Origin of the sequence: Pseudomonas sp. MWU318, assembly GCF_016756945.1 — a bacterium.
GTDB lineage: Bacteria > Pseudomonadota > Gammaproteobacteria > Pseudomonadales > Pseudomonadaceae > Aquipseudomonas > Aquipseudomonas putida_A.
The window spans coordinates 212,929-229,748 of the sequence record NZ_JAESJL010000006.1; the positions used below are offsets into that span (position 1 = coordinate 212,929).

The window sequence follows — 16,820 nt, forward strand, 5'->3', positions numbered from 1 at the left end:
TCGCGAAGGTGCGAAGGAACAACCCAATTTAGGCATCTCTAAAGTGCCCGCAAGGTCTGCGCGCGGAAAGAGAAATGTCCTGCAGGCAGGCGCGAGCAGGCCTGTCAGAAAGGCCTGACGTTTAAACGGTCGGGGGATGTGTCAGGCGTGGTCCGACATCCGGCAGCCCTCGGACGAGAGGCTGCCGGTGCAGATGTTTAGTAGCCGTTTTCCGGCAGGCTGGCGATGATCGAGCGGTAGCTGTTCATCCGCTGCTGCTGCACGCGGCCGTCTTCCAGGGCCTTGAGCAGTGCGCAACCCGGTTCGCGATCGTGTTTGCAGTCGCGGAAGCGGCAAGTGCCGAGCAGGTCGTTGAACTCGATGAAACCGGCTTCGACGTCGGCGCGGCTGACGTGGCCCAGACCGAACTCACGGATACCCGGGGAGTCGATCAACTCGCCGCCGCCTGGGAAGTGGAACAGGCGTGCGGTGGTCGTGGTGTGCGTGCCCTGACCGGACAGCTCGGACAGCGGGCCGACGCGAGTCTCGACTTCCGGCAGCAGGCTGTTGACCAGCGACGACTTGCCGACGCCGGACTGGCCGACGAACACGCTGATGCGCCCGTCGAGCTGCTTCTGCAACTGCTCCATGCCGTTGCCGTGATGCGCCGAGACTTCCAGCACCGGATAACCCAGCGTGCGGTACACCGCCAGCAGGGCATTGAGCGCCGGGGCGTTCTGCTCGTCGATCAGGTCGAACTTGTTCAGCAACAGCAACGGGCGGATGCCGGCGTGTTCGGCGGCGACCAGGTACCGGTCGATCAGGTTGGCATGCGGCTCGGGCAGCGGCGCGAAGACGATGACGATCATGTCGACGTTCGCGGCGACCGGCTTGAGCTGGCCACGGCTGTCCGGGCGGCAGAGTTCGGTGTTGCGCGGCAGTTGCGCGACGATCACCCCGATGCCCTGGTTGCCGGCGCGCCAGACCACCCGATCACCGGTCACCAGCGCCGGCAGGTTGGCGCGCAAGTGGCAACGGAAAACCTGGCCGGCCTGTTCGCCGTCCACGGCCTCGACCTCGACCTGCACACCGAAGTGGGCGATCACCAGGCCGTGTTGCTCAGGGCCCAGATCGCCGCCCTCGAGGGCTTCGACCGCCGAGGACTCGCGTTTGGCGGCGCGCGCGGCGCGCTCGCCTTGAATCTTTTCGATGCGCCAGTTTTGACGACGATTGAGTTGGCGTTTGGCCATGGGTGTTCCGTCTGAAGAATGCAGCGATTAGGTAAAACGGCCGCGAGTTTAGCACGCCCGGGCACCGGCCTAGGCTAAACTGCGCAGCATTGCCTAGGAGCCCGAATATGCAAAACCCGCAGAACCTGATCTGGATCGACCTGGAAATGACCGGTCTGGATCCGGAAAACGACGTCATCATCGAAATGGCCACCATCGTCACCGACAGTGACCTGAACACCCTGGCCGAAGGCCCGGTGATCGCCATTCACCACAGTGACGAAGTGCTCGCCCGCATGGACGAGTGGAACACCCGCACCCACGGCAACTCGGGCCTGACCCAGCGCGTGCGTGACAGCCGTATCAGCATGGCCGAAGCCGAGGCCGAAACCATCGCTTTCCTGGAAAAGTGGGTGCCAAAAGGCAAGTCGCCGATCTGCGGCAACAGCATCTGCCAGGATCGTCGCTTCCTTTATACCCACATGAAGGCACTGGAAAGCTACTTCCACTACCGCAACCTCGATGTGTCGACGCTCAAAGAGCTGGCCGCACGCTGGGCACCGGATGTGCGCGACAGCTTCAAGAAGGGCAGCACCCACCTGGCGCTGGACGACATCCGCGAGTCGATCGCCGAGCTGCAGCACTACCGCAAGCATTTCATCAAGTTCTGATGCTGTCCTTGTAGGAGCTGCCGCAGGCTGCGATCTTTTGATGTTGCTTTTAAAAACAAGATCAAAAGATCGCAGCCTGCGGCAGCTCCTACAGAGGATCGTCGTGTCGCGCCCCCTTCTGGTGCGGCGCTGAAATGGCTAGACTGCGCGCCTTCCTGCCAGGACCGCCGCCATGTTGCTGATGCTCTATCTGATCGCCATTACCGCTGAAGCCATGACCGGCGCGTTGTCTGCCGGGCGGCGCGGCATGGACTGGTTCGGGGTGGTGTTGATCGCCTGCGTCACGGCATTGGGCGGCGGTTCGGTGCGCGATGTGTTGCTTGGGCATTATCCGCTGACGTGGGTCAAGCACCCGGAATACCTGGTGCTGACTTCGGCCGCCGCGATGCTCACTGTATTCACCGCACGCTGGATGCGTCACCTGCGTTCACTGTTTCTGGTGCTCGATGCGGTCGGTCTGGTGGCGTTCACCCTGATCGGCTGCATGACCGCTCTGGAAATGGGCCACGGCATGCTGGTGGCCTCGGTCAGCGGCGTGATCACCGGCGTCTTCGGCGGCATCCTGCGCGACATCTTCTGCAACGACATCCCGCTGATCTTCCGCCGCGAACTGTACGCCAGCGTCTCGTTCGCCGCCGCGTGGTGCTACATGCTCTGCCTGTACCTGAATGTGCCGAGCGAACAGGCGATTCTGATCACTTTGTTCGGCGGTTTTCTGTTGCGGTTGCTGGCCATCCGTTTCCACTGGGAAATGCCCAAGTTCGTCTACAACGACGAGCATTAATGCATTCCCCTGTAGGAGCTGCCGCAGGCTGCGATCCTTTGATCTTGTCTTTTAAAAATCAAAGTCAAAAGATCGCAGCCTGCGGCAGCTCCTACAATTGACCGTGCTGTTTCAGCGCCCACTCGACGTGTTCGCGGACTAGATCGGACGGGTAATCACGGCGCGCCTTCAAGGCCTCCAGCACCGGAATGCTCGATGGCGCGTTGCCCAGCCCGACTGCCAGATTGCGTAGCCAGCGCTCGTAACCGGCACGGCGCAGCGGTGAGCCTTCGGTGCTGCTGAGAAATTTGTCCTCGTCCCACATGAACAGTTCCGCCAGTTCGGCGTTGTCCAGGTTGTGCCGTGGCTTGAAATCGCTTTCCCCGGATGGCTTGGCGAAGCGGTTCCACGGGCAGACGATCTGGCAGTCGTCGCAGCCGAATACGCGGTTGCCGATCAGTGGGCGCAGGTCTTCGGGGATGGCGTTTTTCAGTTCGATGGTCAGGTAGGAGATGCAGCGCCGGGCGTCCAGCACATAGGGGCCGACGAAGGCGTTGGTCGGGCAGATGTCCAGACACGCGGTGCAACGTCCGCAATGTTCGCTGCTGTGCGGTTCGTCCACCGGCAGTGGCAGATCGACAAACAGTTCGCTCAAGAAGAAATAGCTGCCGGCCTTGCGGTTCAGTACCAAGGTGTTTTTGCCGATCCAGCCCAGCCCGGCCTGCTCGGCGATGGCTTTTTCCAGCACCGGGGCGCTGTCTACGAACGCGCGGAAACCGAACGGGCCGATCTCTGACTGAATCCTGTCGGCCAATTGCTGCACACGTTTACGGATCAATTTGTGGTAATCGCGGCCCAAGGCATAACGCGAAACGTAGGCTTTCTCCGGTTGCGCGAGCATTTGCGCCATTTGCGTGTCGCCGGGCAGGTAGTCCATGCGCAGCGAAACCACGCGCAACGTACCCGGGACCAGTTGCTCCGGATGCGAGCGTTTGCTGCCGTGAGCGCCCATGTAATCCATTTCGCCGTGGTAGCCGGCGGCGAGCCAGCGCTCCAGGTGCTGCTCATGCTCGGCCAGGTCCAGACCGCTGATGCCGACTTGCTGGAAGCCCAGCTCGCGGCCCCAATCCTTGATCGATTGGGCGAGGGCGGGCAGATCTGTGGTGATGGCGGACATGAGGCGAGAGAAACCGGAGCTGAGGTGCGTATAATTCTGCCAGACATCGGAGCCCGAAGACGCATGCCGCACACGAAAGATCAATTACCCGACGCGCTGTATGGCGCCGCACAGGTGCGAGCACTCGATGCGCGGCTGATCGCTGCGGGCACGCCGGGCTTCGAATTGATGCAGCGTGCCGCTCACGCAACCTGGCGCGCATTGGTGCGGCAGTGGCCTGCGGCGAACGAATTGACCGTGCTTGCCGGGCATGGCAACAACGCCGGCGATGGTTTTCTGATCGCCGCGCTGGCGCATCGGGCCGGTTGGGCGGTGCGGGTGCTCGCAGTCGGTGATCCGCAACGCTTGCAGGGTGATGCGGCGCAGGCTTATGCGCAGGCCATCAGCGATGGCGTCGCCGTGCAGAGCTGGACTGCGCAAATCGAGCTGCGCGGGGTGATTGTCGATGCCTTGCTCGGCACCGGGCTGGCCGGCGATGTCCGTGGGCCGTATGCCGCTGCGATCAAGGCGATCAATGCCAGTGGCCAGCCGGTAGTGGCGGTGGATATTCCTTCCGGACTGTGTGCCGATACCGGGCATGTCCTCGGCGTTGCGGTTCGCGCTGACCTTACCGTGACCTTTATCGGCTTGAAGCTTGGCCTGTTCACCGGGGCGGCGGCGGATCAGGTCGGTGCGTTGGTGTTTAACGATCTGCAAGCCGCCGCCGACATCTACCGTGACATTCCTGTCAGCGCTCTGCGTCTCTCGGCGGCTAATCTTCCACGATTGGCCCCGCGTGCGCCCGCTGCACACAAAGGGCGCTTCGGGCATTTGCTGCTGATCGGTGGCGATCAGGGTTTTGGCGGGGCGATTCTGCTCAGCAGCGAAAGTGCGCTGCGTAGTGGCGCCGGGATGGTGTCGCTGGCAACCCGTGCGGAACATGTCCCGGCAGCACTGACGCGGATGCCGGAAGTCATGGTGCTCGGCACGTCGTCAGCCAATCAGTTGATGGGGCTGCTGGAAAAGGTTTCGGTGCTGGTGATTGGCCCGGGTCTCGGGCAGGCGAGCTGGGGGCGGGCGCTGTTGTCGGCGGCCGCCAATGCGCCGCTGCCACAAGTTTGGGACGCCGACGCGTTGAACCTGCTGGCGAGCGGATTTGTCAGCCTGCCTGAGGATTGCGTGATCACCCCGCATCCGGGAGAGGCGGCGCGCCTGTTGGGCGTCAGTACCGCTGAGGTGCAGACCGATCGCCCGGCCGCCGCGCGGGCGTTGAGCAAAAAATACTCGGCCGTCGTCGTGCTGAAAGGCGCCGGCAGCCTGATCGCCCATCCCGATGGGCGTCTGGCGCTGTGTCATCAAGGCCATCCGGCCATGGCCACCGCCGGCCTGGGCGACGTACTCGCCGGCTTGACTGGCGCGTTGTTGGCCCAAGGCATGGATGGCTTCGATGCCGCGTGCCTGGCAGTCTGGCTGCACGCCAATGCCGGCGCGCAACAAGGTAAATTCGGCCGTGGGCTGGCGGCCAGTGATCTGATTCCAGTCATTCGTCAGTTGTTGGAGGAGCATGCACCGTGTCTGAAGTAACCCTGTACCTGGCCGATGAACAGGCCATGAGCGACTTTGGCGCACGGATCGCCCGCGTTACCCAAGGCCACGGCCTGATTTTCCTGGAAGGCAATCTGGGCATGGGCAAAACCACCCTGTCGCGGGGCATCATTCGTGGGCTGGGGCATGTCGGCGCGGTAAAGAGTCCGACCTTCACCCTGGTCGAACCCTACGAGATCGGCGATGTGCGTGCCTTCCACTTCGACCTGTATCGTCTGGTCGATCCGGAGGAGCTGGAGTTTCTCGGCATCCGCGACTATTTCGAAGACGACGCCCTGTGCCTGATCGAGTGGCCCGATAAAGGTGCAGGCTTTTTGCCAAAGCCTGACCTGACCATTACCATTAGCCCGCAAGACAGCGGGCGTTCGCTGAAAATTTTATCCCAGGGCTCGCGTGGCGAGGCCTGGTGTGCCGCTTTGGCATTGGAATCCAATTAAATGATGGGGTTAGGTATGCGCTTTCGCGCGTTGGTGGCTGCCGTTGGACTGATGTTGATGGCAGTAACCGTCAACGCTGTGGCCGAGACAAAGGTCAACAGCGTGCGCCTGTGGCGGGCGCCGGACAACACGCGACTGGTCTTCGACCTGAGCGGCCCGGTGCAGCACAGCGTCTTCACCCTGACCGCACCGGATCGGCTGGTGATCGACATCAATGGCGCCACCTTGGGTGCGCCGCTGAAAGTCTCGACCGCCAACACGCCGATCACCGCGATGCGCTCGGCCCAGCGTACGCCGACCGACCTGCGAGTGGTCATCGACCTGAAAAAAGCCGTCACCCCGAAAAGTTTCTCGCTGGCGCCGAACGCGCAATATGGCAACCGTCTGGTGGTCGATCTGTTCGACAACCCGGCCGATGCCGCGCCGCCACCTGCGCCAACGCCATCGGTCGCCACCGTGCCGGCAGTGCCGGTGACACCGTCGGAACCGGCGATCAAGTTGCCACCGGCCCCGGCCGGCAAGCGCGACATCATTGTGGTGATCGACGCCGGTCACGGCGGCGAAGACCCGGGTGCGTCCGGCTCGCGCGGCCAGCGTGAGAAAGACGTGGTGCTGCAGATCGCCCGCGAGCTGCAGCGTCAGGTCAACGGCATGAAAGGTTTCCGCGCCGAGCTGACCCGTACCGGCGACTACTTCATCCCGTTGCGCGGCCGTACCGAAATTGCCCGCAAGAAGGGCGCCGACCTGTTCGTTTCGATCCACGCCGACGCTGCGCCGTCTGCGGCAGCCTTCGGTGCCTCGGTGTTTGCCCTGTCTGATCGCGGCGCGACATCCGAGACCGCCCGTTGGCTGGCCGACAGCGAAAACCGTTCTGACCTGATTGGTGGTGCCGGCAACGTCAGCCTCGACGACAAGGATCGCATGCTCGCCGGCGTGCTCCTCGACCTGTCGATGACCGCGTCGCTGACTTCCAGCCTCAACGTCGGCCAGAAAGTCCTGACCAACATCGGCCGCGTGACCCCGCTGCACAAGCAACGAGTGGAGCAGGCCGGGTTCATGGTGCTGAAGTCGCCGGACATCCCGTCGATCCTCGTCGAAACCGGATTTATCTCCAACGCCAACGAAGCGAACAAACTCTCGGCATCGAGCCACCAGCAGGCGCTGGCGCGTTCGATCAGCAGCGGCGTGCGCCAGTTCTTCCAGCAGAACCCGCCACCGGGCACTTACATTGCCTGGCTGCGTGACTCCGGCAAGATTGCCCAAGGTCCGCGCGATCACCGCGTAAGCCCGGGCGAGACGCTGGCGATGATTGCCGTGCGTTATCAGGTGTCGCCCGCGACGCTGCGCAGTGCCAACAACCTCAGCAGCGATGAGCTGAAGATTGGCCAGCACCTGACCATTCCCGGCACCGAACTGGCGTCCAAAGAATGAATCAGGTGTTGAGCGCCGCACGCATCGAACTGCTCAGCCCACGGCTGGCGAACCAGATCGCCGCCGGCGAGGTGGTCGAGCGCCCGGCTTCGGTGATCAAGGAGTTGCTGGAAAACAGTCTCGACTCCGGTGCCAAGCGCATCGACGTCGATGTCGAGCAGGGCGGCGTCAAGCTGCTGCGGGTGCGTGACGATGGCAGCGGCATTTCCGCCGACGACCTGCCGCTTGCTTTGGCCCGTCACGCCACCAGCAAGATTCGCAACCTCGAAGACCTCGAGCAGGTGATGAGCCTCGGCTTCCGTGGTGAGGCGCTGGCGTCGATCAGCTCCGTGGCGCGCCTGACCCTGACCTCGCGCACCCGCGACGCCGATCAGGCCTGGCAGGTCGAAACCGAAGGTCGCGACATGGCGCCTCGCGTTCAGCCGGCAGCGCATCCGGTCGGTACGTCGGTGGAAGTGCGCGATCTGTTCTTCAATACCCCGGCGCGGCGCAAGTTTCTCAAGACCGAAAAAACCGAATTCGATCACCTGCAAGAAGTGATCAAGCGTCTGGCGCTGGCGCGTTTCGACGTCGCCTTCCATCTGCGCCACAACGGCAAGACCATCCTCAGCCTGCACGAGGCCCACGATGATGCAGCCCGCGCCCGGCGTGTGGCGGCGATCTGTGGTTCGGGCTTCCTCGAGCAGGCGCTGCCGATCGAGATCGAGCGCAATGGCCTGCACTTGTGGGGCTGGGTCGGGTTGCCGACCTTCAACCGCAGTCAGGCGGACTTGCAGTATTTCTTCGTGAACGGCCGTGCGGTACGCGACAAACTGGTGGCCCACGCGGTGCGCCAGGCTTATCGTGATGTGCTGTTCAATGGCCGTCATCCGACCTTCGCGCTGTTTTTCGAGGTCGATCCGGCTGCGGTGGACGTCAACGTGCACCCGACCAAGCACGAAGTGCGCTTCCGTGACGGGCGCATGGTGCATGACTTCCTATATGGCACGTTGCACCGCGCCTTGGGTGATGTGCGTCCGGAAGATCAACTGGCCGGCTCTGTCACCACAGCGGTGGTGCGTCCAACCGGTATCGAGGCCGGTGAATTCGGCCCGCAGGGCGAAATGCGTCTGGCGGCCAACGCGCTGCTGGAACAGCCGCAGGCGCAACCGGCGTTCAATACTTCGTCGGGCGCCAGCGCTGGCGGCGCTTATCAATATCAGTACACGCCGCGTCCGCAGTCGGCTGTGCCGGCCGCCGAGGCACAAGCTGCTTACCGCGAGTTCTTCGCACCGTTGCCGGAAGCGAATGCCAACGCGCTGCCAGCCGGTCAGGAAGATATTCCGCCGCTCGGTTACGCGCTGGCGCAGCTCAAGGGCATCTACATCCTGTCCGAGAACGCTCAGGGACTGGTGCTGGTGGACATGCATGCCGCGCACGAGCGGATCATGTACGAACGCCTGAAAATCGCCATGGCCAGCGAAGGTCTCAGCGGTCAGCCGCTGTTGGTGCCGGAGTCGCTGGCGGTCAGTCAGCGAGAAGCCGATTGCGCTGAAGAACACGCTGCATGGTTCCAGAAACTGGGCTTCGAGCTGCAGCGTCTGGGCCCGGAAACATTGGCAATCCGCCAGATTCCGGCGCTACTCAAGCAGGCCGAGGCCAATCGGCTGGTGGGTGACGTGCTGTCGGACCTGATGGAATACGGCACCAGCGACCGGATTCAGGCACATCTGAACGAACTGCTCGGCACCATGGCCTGCCACGGCGCGATCCGTGCCAACCGGCGCCTGGCCCTGCCGGAAATGAACGGTCTGCTGCGCGACATGGAAAATACCGAGCGCAGCGGTCAATGCAACCATGGCCGACCGACCTGGACCCAGCTGGGCCTGGACGATCTGGACAAACTGTTCCTGCGCGGTCGTTGATGAGCCAGCTTCCTCCAGCGATTTTTCTGATGGGCCCGACCGCTGCGGGCAAGACCGACCTGGCCATCGAGCTGACCAAGGTGCTGCCGTGCGAGCTGATCAGCGTCGACTCGGCGCTGGTCTATCGCGGCATGGACATCGGCACCGCCAAGCCATCGAAAGAACTGCTGGCCGAGTTTCCGCACCGATTGATCGACATTCTCGATCCGGCCGAGGCCTATTCGGCTGCGGATTTCCGTCGCGATGCCCTGCAAGCCATGGCTGAAATCACCGCACGCGGGAAAATTCCGCTGCTGGTCGGCGGCACCATGCTCTATTACAAGGCGCTGGTTGATGGCCTGGCGGACATGCCGGCGGCGGATCCCGAAGTCCGTGCGCAGATCGAGGAAGAGGCTGCACGCCTTGGCTGGCAAGCCCTGCATGATCAACTGGCGAGCATCGATCCGGTGTCGGCGGCACGCATTCATCCGAACGATCCGCAGCGCCTGAGTCGGGCGCTGGAGGTTTATCGGGTCAGTGGTCAGAGCATGACCGCGCTGCGTCATCAACAATCTGCGCAAAGTACTGAAGCAGCCGCTTCGGGACGGCAACAATTGCCCTATACTGTCGCGAACTTGGCCATTGCTCCGGCAAATCGTCAGGTACTGCACGAGCGCATTAAACAAAGATTCACAAATATGCTGGAACAGGGGTTCATCGACGAGGTCGTAGCCCTGCGTAAAAGAAGTGACCTGCATTCCGGGTTGCCGTCTATACGTGCGGTAGGCTACCGCCAAGTCTGGGACTACCTGGATGGCAAGCTGTCGTTAGCTGAAATGCAGGAACGCGGCATCATTGCCACGCGTCAATTGGCCAAGCGCCAGTTCACCTGGCTGCGCAGCTGGGAAGAACTGCACTGGCTGGACAGTCTTGATTGCGACAATCTGCCACGCGCCTTGAAATACCTTGGGACCATCTCCATATTGAGCTGAGTCCTTGCAATTGCCGTCTATCCTTGGGGGTGTGGCGGCCAAAGCCATCTGAATTACCTATTTTTATTATTGAATCCTTAAAGGAGTGCGGCACATGTCAAAAGGGCATTCGCTACAAGACCCTTACTTGAATACTTTACGTAAAGAGAAAGTTGGGGTTTCCATCTACCTGGTCAACGGTATCAAACTGCAAGGCACGATCGAGTCGTTCGACCAGTTCGTTATCCTGCTGAAAAACACCGTCAGCCAGATGGTTTACAAACACGCTATCTCGACAGTCGTGCCAGTACGTCCAATTCGTCTGCCTAGCGCAACCGAATCCGATGCAGGTGACGCTGAGCCAGGTAACGCCTGATAGGAGTCTCCTTTGTTCTTTGAGCGCCACGGTGGTGGTGAGCGAGTCATCCTCGTTCACTTGGAAGGTCAGGACCCTGAGGCGCGCGAAGATCCGCAGGAGTTTCAGGAATTGGCTAATTCGGCGGGCGCCGAGACCGTTGCGTTTTTTAACGTACCGCGTCATCGGCCAACCGCCAAATACCTGATTGGCAGCGGCAAGGTCGAGGAATTACGCGACCTGGTCCATGCCGAAAAGGCCGATCTGGTGATTTTCAATCACATTCTCACGCCCAGTCAGGAACGTAACCTCGAACGTGTTTTCGAGTGTCGCGTGATCGACCGTACCGGCCTGATTCTCGATATCTTCGCCCAGCGCGCCCGTACCCATGAAGGCAAGCTCCAGGTAGAACTGGCCCAGCTTGATCACATGAGCACCCGCCTGGTTCGCGGCTGGACTCACCTTGAGCGTCAGGGTGGCGGTATCGGCATGCGTGGCCCGGGTGAAACCCAGCTCGAAACCGACCGGCGTCTGCTGCGGGTTCGTCTGCGTCAGATCAAGGGTCGTCTGGAAAAAGTGCGCAGCCAGCGCGAGCAATCGCGACGCGGCCGTTCCCGCGCGGATATCCCTACCGTGTCTCTGGTGGGCTATACCAACGCCGGCAAATCCACGCTGTTCAATAATGTGACCAAGTCCGAGGTGTACGCGGCCGACCAATTGTTCGCCACGCTGGACCCGACCCTGCGCCGTCTGGAACTGGACGACCTGGGGCCGATCGTTCTGGCGGACACGGTAGGGTTCATTCGACACTTGCCGCACAAGCTGGTCGAAGCATTTCGGTCTACGCTCGAAGAGTCGAGCAATTCCGACCTGCTGTTGCACGTGATCGATGCGGCCGAACCGGATCGCATGTTGCAGATCGAGCAGGTGATGGTGGTACTGGGCGAGATCGGAGCCCAGGACTTGCCGATCCTCGAGGTATACAACAAACTCGATTTGCTTAAAGGCGTTGAGCCACAGATCCAGCGCGATGCCGATGGCAAGCCGCAGCGGGTCTGGCTGTCGGCGCGCGATGGCACGGGTCTGGAATTGCTTGAACAAGCCATTGCCGAGTTGCTGGGCAGTGATTTGTTTGTGGGGACATTGCGCTTGCCGCAACGATTCGCTCGACTGCGTGCGCAGTTCTTCGAACTCGGTGCGGTACAGAAAGAAGAGCATGACGAAGAAGGCATCTGCCTGCTGGCCGTTCGTTTGCCCCGGGTCGAGTTGAATCGACTGGTAAGCCGCGAAGGATTGCAGCCGATGGAATTCATCGAGCAACACACTTTGCAATAAAAGCCTGGCAAAGCGGTTGTGCCGCAACGGCAGGCATTCTGTAGCATTGGTCGGCGCGCCGTGGGTGCGTCTTTGCTTTATCAGATGGAGAGCGCTATGGCTTGGAATGAGCCGGGTGGCAACTCGAATAATCAGGATCCTTGGGGTGGCAAGCGCCGCAATAACGGCGACCGCAAGGGGCCACCGGATCTCGACGAGGCCTTCCGAAAGCTGCAGGAAAGCCTGAACGGGTTGTTCGGTGGTGGTAAGAAACGCGGTGGTGATGACGGCGGTGGTTCGGGCAGGAGTGGTGGCGGCTTCGGCGGTCTGCTCGGCATCGGCCTCGTGGTGCTGGCAGCTGTCTGGCTGTACAGCGCGGTCTATGTGGTCGACGAGCAGGAGCAAGCCGTGGTGCTGCGCTTCGGCAAGTACTACGAGACCGTCGGCCCCGGCCTGAACATCTACTTCCCGCCGATCGACAAGAAGTACATGGAGAACGTCACGCGTGAGCGTGCCTACACCAAGCAGGGCCAGATGCTGACCGAAGACGAGAACATCGTCGAAGTGCCGCTGACCGTGCAGTACAAGATCAGCAACCTGCAGGACTTCGTGCTGAACGTCGATCAGCCGGAAATCAGTCTGCAGCATGCGACCGACAGCGCCCTGCGCCACGTGGTGGGTTCGACCGCCATGGATCAGGTGCTGACCGAAGGTCGTGAATTGATGGCCAGCGAAATCAAGGAGCGTCTGCAACGTTTCCTCGATACCTATCGCACCGGTATCACCGTCACCCAGGTCAACGTACAGAGCGCAGCGGCACCGCGTGAAGTGCAGGAAGCCTTCGACGACGTGATCCGCGCCCGTGAAGACGAGCAGCGTTCGCGCAACCAGGCGGAAACCTACGCCAACGGCGTCGTGCCGGAAGCCCGTGGTCAGGCCCAGCGTATCCTCGAGGACGCCAACGGTTACCGCGACGAAACGGTCTCGCGCGCCAAGGGTGAGGCGGATCGCTTTACCAAACTGGTCGCCGAGTATCGCAAGGCCCCTGAAGTCACCCGCCAGCGTCTGTACCTGGACACCATGCAGGAAGTCTTCAGCAACACCAGCAAGGTACTCGTGACCGGCAACAAGAACGGCCAGAGCAACCTGCTTTACCTGCCGTTGGACAAAATGATCCAGAACAGCTCGGGCAGCAATGCACCGGTCACCGGTTCGGCTGCCGCCAGCAACAACACGGACGTCGCGCCGCATGTCACTGACCTGCCGCAGACGCGTACAAGGGAGACCCGCTGATGAGCAATAAATCGCTGATCGCCCTGATCGTTGGCGTTGTCGTGGTGCTGGTGGGCTGGAACTGCTTCTACATCGTGGCTCAGACCGAGCGTGCGGTGCTGCTGCAATTCGGTCGTGTGGTTCAGGCCGATGTTCAGCCGGGCCTGCATGTGAAAGTGCCTTACGTTAACCAGGTGCGTAAATTCGACGCACGTCTGATGACGCTGGATGCACCGACACAGCGCTTCCTGACCCTGGAAAAGAAAGCCGTGATGGTCGATGCCTACGCCAAGTGGCGCGTGAAAGATGCCGAGCGCTTCTACACCGCGACTTCCGGCCTCAAGCAGATCGCCGACGAGCGTCTGTCTCGTCGCCTGGAATCCGGTCTGCGTGACCAGTTCGGCAAGCGCACCCTGCACGAAGTGGTGTCGGGTGAGCGTGATGCGCTGATGGCTGACATCACCGCGTCGCTGAACAAGATGGCGGAAAAAGAGCTGGGTATCGAAGTCGTCGATGTCCGGGTCAAGGCCATCGATCTGCCGAAGGAAGTGAACCGCAGCGTGTTCGAACGTATGAGCACCGAGCGTGAGCGTGAAGCTCGCGAGCACCGCGCCAAGGGTAACGAGCTGGCGGAAGGCATCCGTGCCGACGCCGATCGTCAACGCCGCGTGCTGCTGGCTGAAGCCTATCGTGAATCCGAAGAGATTCGCGGTGATGGCGATGCCCAGGCCGCTGCGATCTACTCCAAGGCCTACGGTCAGGATCAGGAGTTCTACGGTTTTTACCGTAGCCTGCGTGCCTACCGTGAAAGCTTCGCGAACAAATCCGACGTCATGGTTCTCGACCCAAGCAGCGACTTCTTCCGTTACCTGGAAAAGTCCAAGCCTTGATACGACGTTGACCTGAATCATTCCGCCCGGCGGCTAAAACCTCGGGCGGGGTGATCCTTTGGGAAAACGTGTGTATGATGCGGCAGCCGGGAAATTCCCGGCTTTTTTGCGTCTGCACGTTTGATTGCTGTTTTTTGTTGCAGGCATCGGGTTGAATGGCCCGAGAGATTTTCGAGGAAAGTGATGGGCGAAGCCGGTAACAGGCCTTTCGCCGCGTCGTTCATGCGCGTGCGTTTTGAACGGTTCGGTCATTTTCTGCTTCACTCAAGGCTCGCCCGCAGGCTGGCCGCCCGGATCAAAGGGGAATGGCGTAATGGCAACGGTAGACCGCTGGCTGCTGCCAGATGGCATCGAAGAAGTACTGCCACCGGAAGCGGCGCGCATTGAAGTCGCGCGTCGTCAGGTGTTGGATCTGTTCCAGAGCTGGGGTTACGAGTTTGTCGTGACTCCCCATATCGAGTACCTGGAATCCCTGCTGACCGGTGCGGGCCAGGACCTGGATCTGCGTACCTTCAAGGTCATCGATCCGCAGTCGGGTCGGCAGATGGGCTTCCGTGCCGACATCACGCCGCAAGTGGCGCGCATCGATGCGCACACCCTGCGTCGCGAAGGCCCGAGCCGTCTGTGCTACGCCGGCAGCGTGCTGCATGCCCAGCCGCGTGCACTGTCGTCCTCGCGCAGCCCGATCCAGTTGGGTGCCGAGCTCTACGGCGATGCCAGCCCGAGCAGCGACGTGGAAGTGATCAGCCTGATGCTGGCCATGCTGCAACTGGCCGATGTGCCGGATGTACACATGGACCTTGGCCATGTCGGCATTTACCGTGGTCTGGCGCGTGCCGCCGGTCTGTCCGGTGAAGTCGAGCAGCAGTTGTTCGATGCGTTGCAACGCAAGGCCATCGACGAGGTCATTACCTTGACCGAAGGCCTGCCGGCCGATCTGTCCGGCATGCTGCGGGCGCTGGTCGACCTGTGTGGCGGCCGTGAAGTACTGAGTGCAGCCCGTGAGCGTCTGGCCAATGCACCGGCGCCGGTGCTGGCGGCGCTGGAAGATTTGCTGGAGATCGCCGATCGTCTGGCGACGCGTTTCCCGGAGTTGCCGCTGTACTTCGACCTGGGCGAGCTGCGCGGCTACCACTACCACACCGGTGTGGTGTTCGCGGTGTTTGTCCCGGGCGTGGGCCAGTCCATCGCTCAGGGCGGTCGTTACGACGACATCGGCGCCGACTTCGGTCGTGCCCGTCCGGCGACCGGCTTCTCTACCGATTTGAAAACCCTGGTGACCCTGGGGCGTGCTGAGATCGAGCTACCGTCTGGCGGTATCTGGATGCCTGACAGTACGGATGCGGCACTCTGGCAGCAGGTTTGCCAGTTGCGCAGTGAGGGTCAGCGTGTCGTTCAGGCATTGCCTGGACAACCTTTGGCCGCCGCCCGTGATGCGGACTGCGACCGGCAATTGATTCAGCAGAACGGGCTTTGGCAAGTATCGCCACTGGCTTCTTGAGTTTTCCTGCCGGCCATCGCCGGCACCAAGTTTGCGCGAATGAGGACAAGTGTTATGGGTAAGAATGTCGTAGTCCTGGGCACCCAATGGGGTGATGAGGGCAAAGGCAAGATCGTTGATCTGCTGACCGAACATGCTGCCGCCGTAGTGCGCTACCAAGGTGGCCACAACGCTGGCCACACCCTGGTGATCGACGGCGAGAAAACCGTCTTGCACCTGATCCCGTCGGGCGTGCTGCGCGAAGGCGTGCAGTGCCTGATCGGCAACGGCGTGGTGGTTGCACCTGACGCCCTGCTGCGTGAGATCACCAAGCTGGAAGAGAAAGGCGTACCGGTGCGCGAGCGCCTGCGTATCAGCCCGTCCTGCCCGCTGATCCTGTCCTTCCACGTGGCGCTGGACCAGGCCCGTGAAAAAGCCCGTGGCGAGCTGAAGATCGGTACTACCGGTCGCGGCATCGGCCCGGCTTATGAAGACAAGGTTGCCCGTCGTGGTCTGCGCGTGGGCGACCTGCTGAACATGCCGCGTTTCGAAGACAAGCTGCGTGAACTGGTGGATTACCACAACTTCATGCTGGTCGGTTACTACAAAGAGCCGGCCATCGAGTTCGAAAAGACCTTGGCCGAGTGCAAGGAATACGCCGAGCTGCTCAAGCCGCTGATGCTCGACGTGACTGCCGAGCTGCACGACCTGCGTCGCGCCGGCAAAGACATCATGTTCGAAGGCGCCCAGGGTTCGTTGCTCGACATCGACCATGGTACCTACCCGTACGTGACCAGCTCCAACACCACCGCCGGTGGCGTGGCCACCGGTTCGGGCGTTGGTCCGATGTTCCTCGACTACATCCTGGGCATCACCAAGGCTTACACCACTCGCGTCGGTTCGGGTCCATTCCCGACTGAGCTGTTCGACGACGTGGGCGCGCACCTGGCCAAGCAAGGTCACGAGTTCGGCGCGACTACCGGCCGTGCCCGTCGTTGCGGCTGGTTCGACGCCGTCATCCTGCGTCGCGCGATCGATGTGAACAGCATCTCGGGCATCTGCCTGACCAAGCTGGACGTACTCGACGGTCTGGAAACCATCAACATCTGCACCGGCTACAAGGACGCGCAAGGCAATGCCGTGGCGCCGACCGACGCTGACAGCTACGTGGGCCTGCAGCCTGTGTACGAAGAAGTGCCGGGCTGGACCGAATCGACCGTGGGTGCCAAAACCCTGGAAGAGCTGCCAGCTAATGCTCGTGCCTACATCAAACGCGTTGAAGAGCTGATCGGCGCGCCGATCGACATTATTTCGACGGGCCCGGATCGCAACGAAACCATCGTTCTGCGTCATCCGTTCGCTTGATAAGTCGTTGATGTAAAAA

15 protein-coding genes are annotated in these 16,820 nt (G+C 61.5%); 13 read left to right on the forward strand and 2 right to left on the reverse strand.

All coding sequences use genetic code 11. The features are described 5' to 3' along the window. Window positions 1-197: 197 nt before the first annotated feature. Window positions 198-1,229 carry a small ribosomal subunit biogenesis GTPase RsgA gene (gene rsgA / locus JN524_RS16205; RefSeq protein ID WP_095138114.1) on the reverse strand — a complete coding sequence of 344 codons (1,032 nt, stop codon included), beginning with the start codon at window positions 1,227-1,229 and terminating at the stop codon, window positions 198-200. 107 nt (window positions 1,230-1,336) lie between these two features. Between rsgA and orn the strand changes: the two genes are divergently transcribed. After that, on the forward strand, window positions 1,337-1,879 hold the full coding sequence (gene orn, locus JN524_RS16210) for an oligoribonuclease (RefSeq protein ID WP_003221098.1): 543 nt from the start codon (window positions 1,337-1,339) through the stop codon (window positions 1,877-1,879). 172 nt (window positions 1,880-2,051) lie between these two features. Beyond that, window positions 2,052-2,663, forward strand: a complete 612-nt coding sequence (locus JN524_RS16215; protein ID WP_047290974.1) for a trimeric intracellular cation channel family protein — start codon at window positions 2,052-2,054, stop codon at window positions 2,661-2,663. A 91-nt stretch (window positions 2,664-2,754) separates the two neighbouring features. On the opposite strand, the gene queG is transcribed toward JN524_RS16215, so the two are convergent. Next, complete coding sequence (gene queG, locus JN524_RS16220; protein ID WP_202369984.1) at window positions 2,755-3,819, reverse strand: tRNA epoxyqueuosine(34) reductase QueG; 1,065 nt, start codon at window positions 3,817-3,819, stop codon at window positions 2,755-2,757. 63 nt (window positions 3,820-3,882) lie between these two features. On the opposite strand from queG, the gene JN524_RS16225 reads away from it, so the two are divergent. From JN524_RS16225 to JN524_RS16275, 11 genes are all read left to right on the forward strand, one after another. Then, entirely contained in the window at window positions 3,883-5,382 is a 1,500-nt protein-coding gene (locus JN524_RS16225) for an NAD(P)H-hydrate dehydratase (protein ID WP_202369985.1), read from the forward strand. Beyond that, complete coding sequence (tsaE, locus tag JN524_RS16230; RefSeq protein ID WP_007967425.1) at window positions 5,370-5,840, forward strand: tRNA (adenosine(37)-N6)-threonylcarbamoyltransferase complex ATPase subunit type 1 TsaE; 471 nt, start codon at window positions 5,370-5,372, stop codon at window positions 5,838-5,840. The genes JN524_RS16225 and tsaE overlap by 13 nt, the downstream gene beginning before the upstream one ends. A gap of 51 nt (window positions 5,841-5,891) precedes the next feature. After that, window positions 5,892-7,271 carry an N-acetylmuramoyl-L-alanine amidase gene (locus JN524_RS16235; protein WP_371260346.1) on the forward strand — a complete coding sequence of 460 codons (1,380 nt, stop codon included), beginning with the start codon at window positions 5,892-5,894 and terminating at the stop codon, window positions 7,269-7,271. A gap of 5 nt (window positions 7,272-7,276) precedes the next feature. Next, window positions 7,277-9,175 carry a DNA mismatch repair endonuclease MutL gene (mutL, locus tag JN524_RS16240; protein ID WP_202370088.1) on the forward strand — a complete coding sequence of 633 codons (1,899 nt, stop codon included), beginning with the start codon at window positions 7,277-7,279 and terminating at the stop codon, window positions 9,173-9,175. Continuing rightward, the gene (gene miaA / locus JN524_RS16245) at window positions 9,175-10,146 is read left to right on the forward strand and encodes a tRNA (adenosine(37)-N6)-dimethylallyltransferase MiaA (protein ID WP_202369986.1); all 972 of its coding nucleotides are present in this window, start codon (window positions 9,175-9,177) and stop codon (window positions 10,144-10,146) included. Before mutL ends, miaA begins: the two co-directional genes overlap by 1 nt. Before the next feature lie 94 nt (window positions 10,147-10,240). Next, window positions 10,241-10,501 carry an RNA chaperone Hfq gene (gene hfq / locus JN524_RS16250; RefSeq protein WP_003221112.1) on the forward strand — a complete coding sequence of 87 codons (261 nt, stop codon included), beginning with the start codon at window positions 10,241-10,243 and terminating at the stop codon, window positions 10,499-10,501. A gap of 12 nt (window positions 10,502-10,513) precedes the next feature. Continuing rightward, window positions 10,514-11,815, forward strand: a complete 1,302-nt coding sequence (gene hflX, locus JN524_RS16255; protein WP_202369987.1) for a ribosome rescue GTPase HflX — start codon at window positions 10,514-10,516, stop codon at window positions 11,813-11,815. Between the two features lie 96 nt (window positions 11,816-11,911). Beyond that, on the forward strand, window positions 11,912-13,087 hold the full coding sequence (hflK, locus tag JN524_RS16260; protein WP_007967435.1) for an FtsH protease activity modulator HflK: 1,176 nt from the start codon (window positions 11,912-11,914) through the stop codon (window positions 13,085-13,087). Beyond that, window positions 13,087-13,956 (forward strand): protease modulator HflC, encoded by an 870-nt coding sequence (hflC, locus tag JN524_RS16265; RefSeq protein ID WP_027611416.1) that lies wholly within the window; start codon window positions 13,087-13,089, stop codon window positions 13,954-13,956. The genes hflK and hflC overlap by 1 nt, the downstream gene beginning before the upstream one ends. Window positions 13,957-14,269: 313 nt before the next feature. Beyond that, complete coding sequence (locus JN524_RS16270; RefSeq protein WP_047600701.1) at window positions 14,270-15,457, forward strand: ATP phosphoribosyltransferase regulatory subunit; 1,188 nt, start codon at window positions 14,270-14,272, stop codon at window positions 15,455-15,457. Between the two features lie 54 nt (window positions 15,458-15,511). Continuing rightward, on the forward strand, window positions 15,512-16,801 hold the full coding sequence (locus tag JN524_RS16275) for an adenylosuccinate synthase (RefSeq protein WP_003221122.1): 1,290 nt from the start codon (window positions 15,512-15,514) through the stop codon (window positions 16,799-16,801). Window positions 16,802-16,820: the final 19 nt, after the last annotated feature.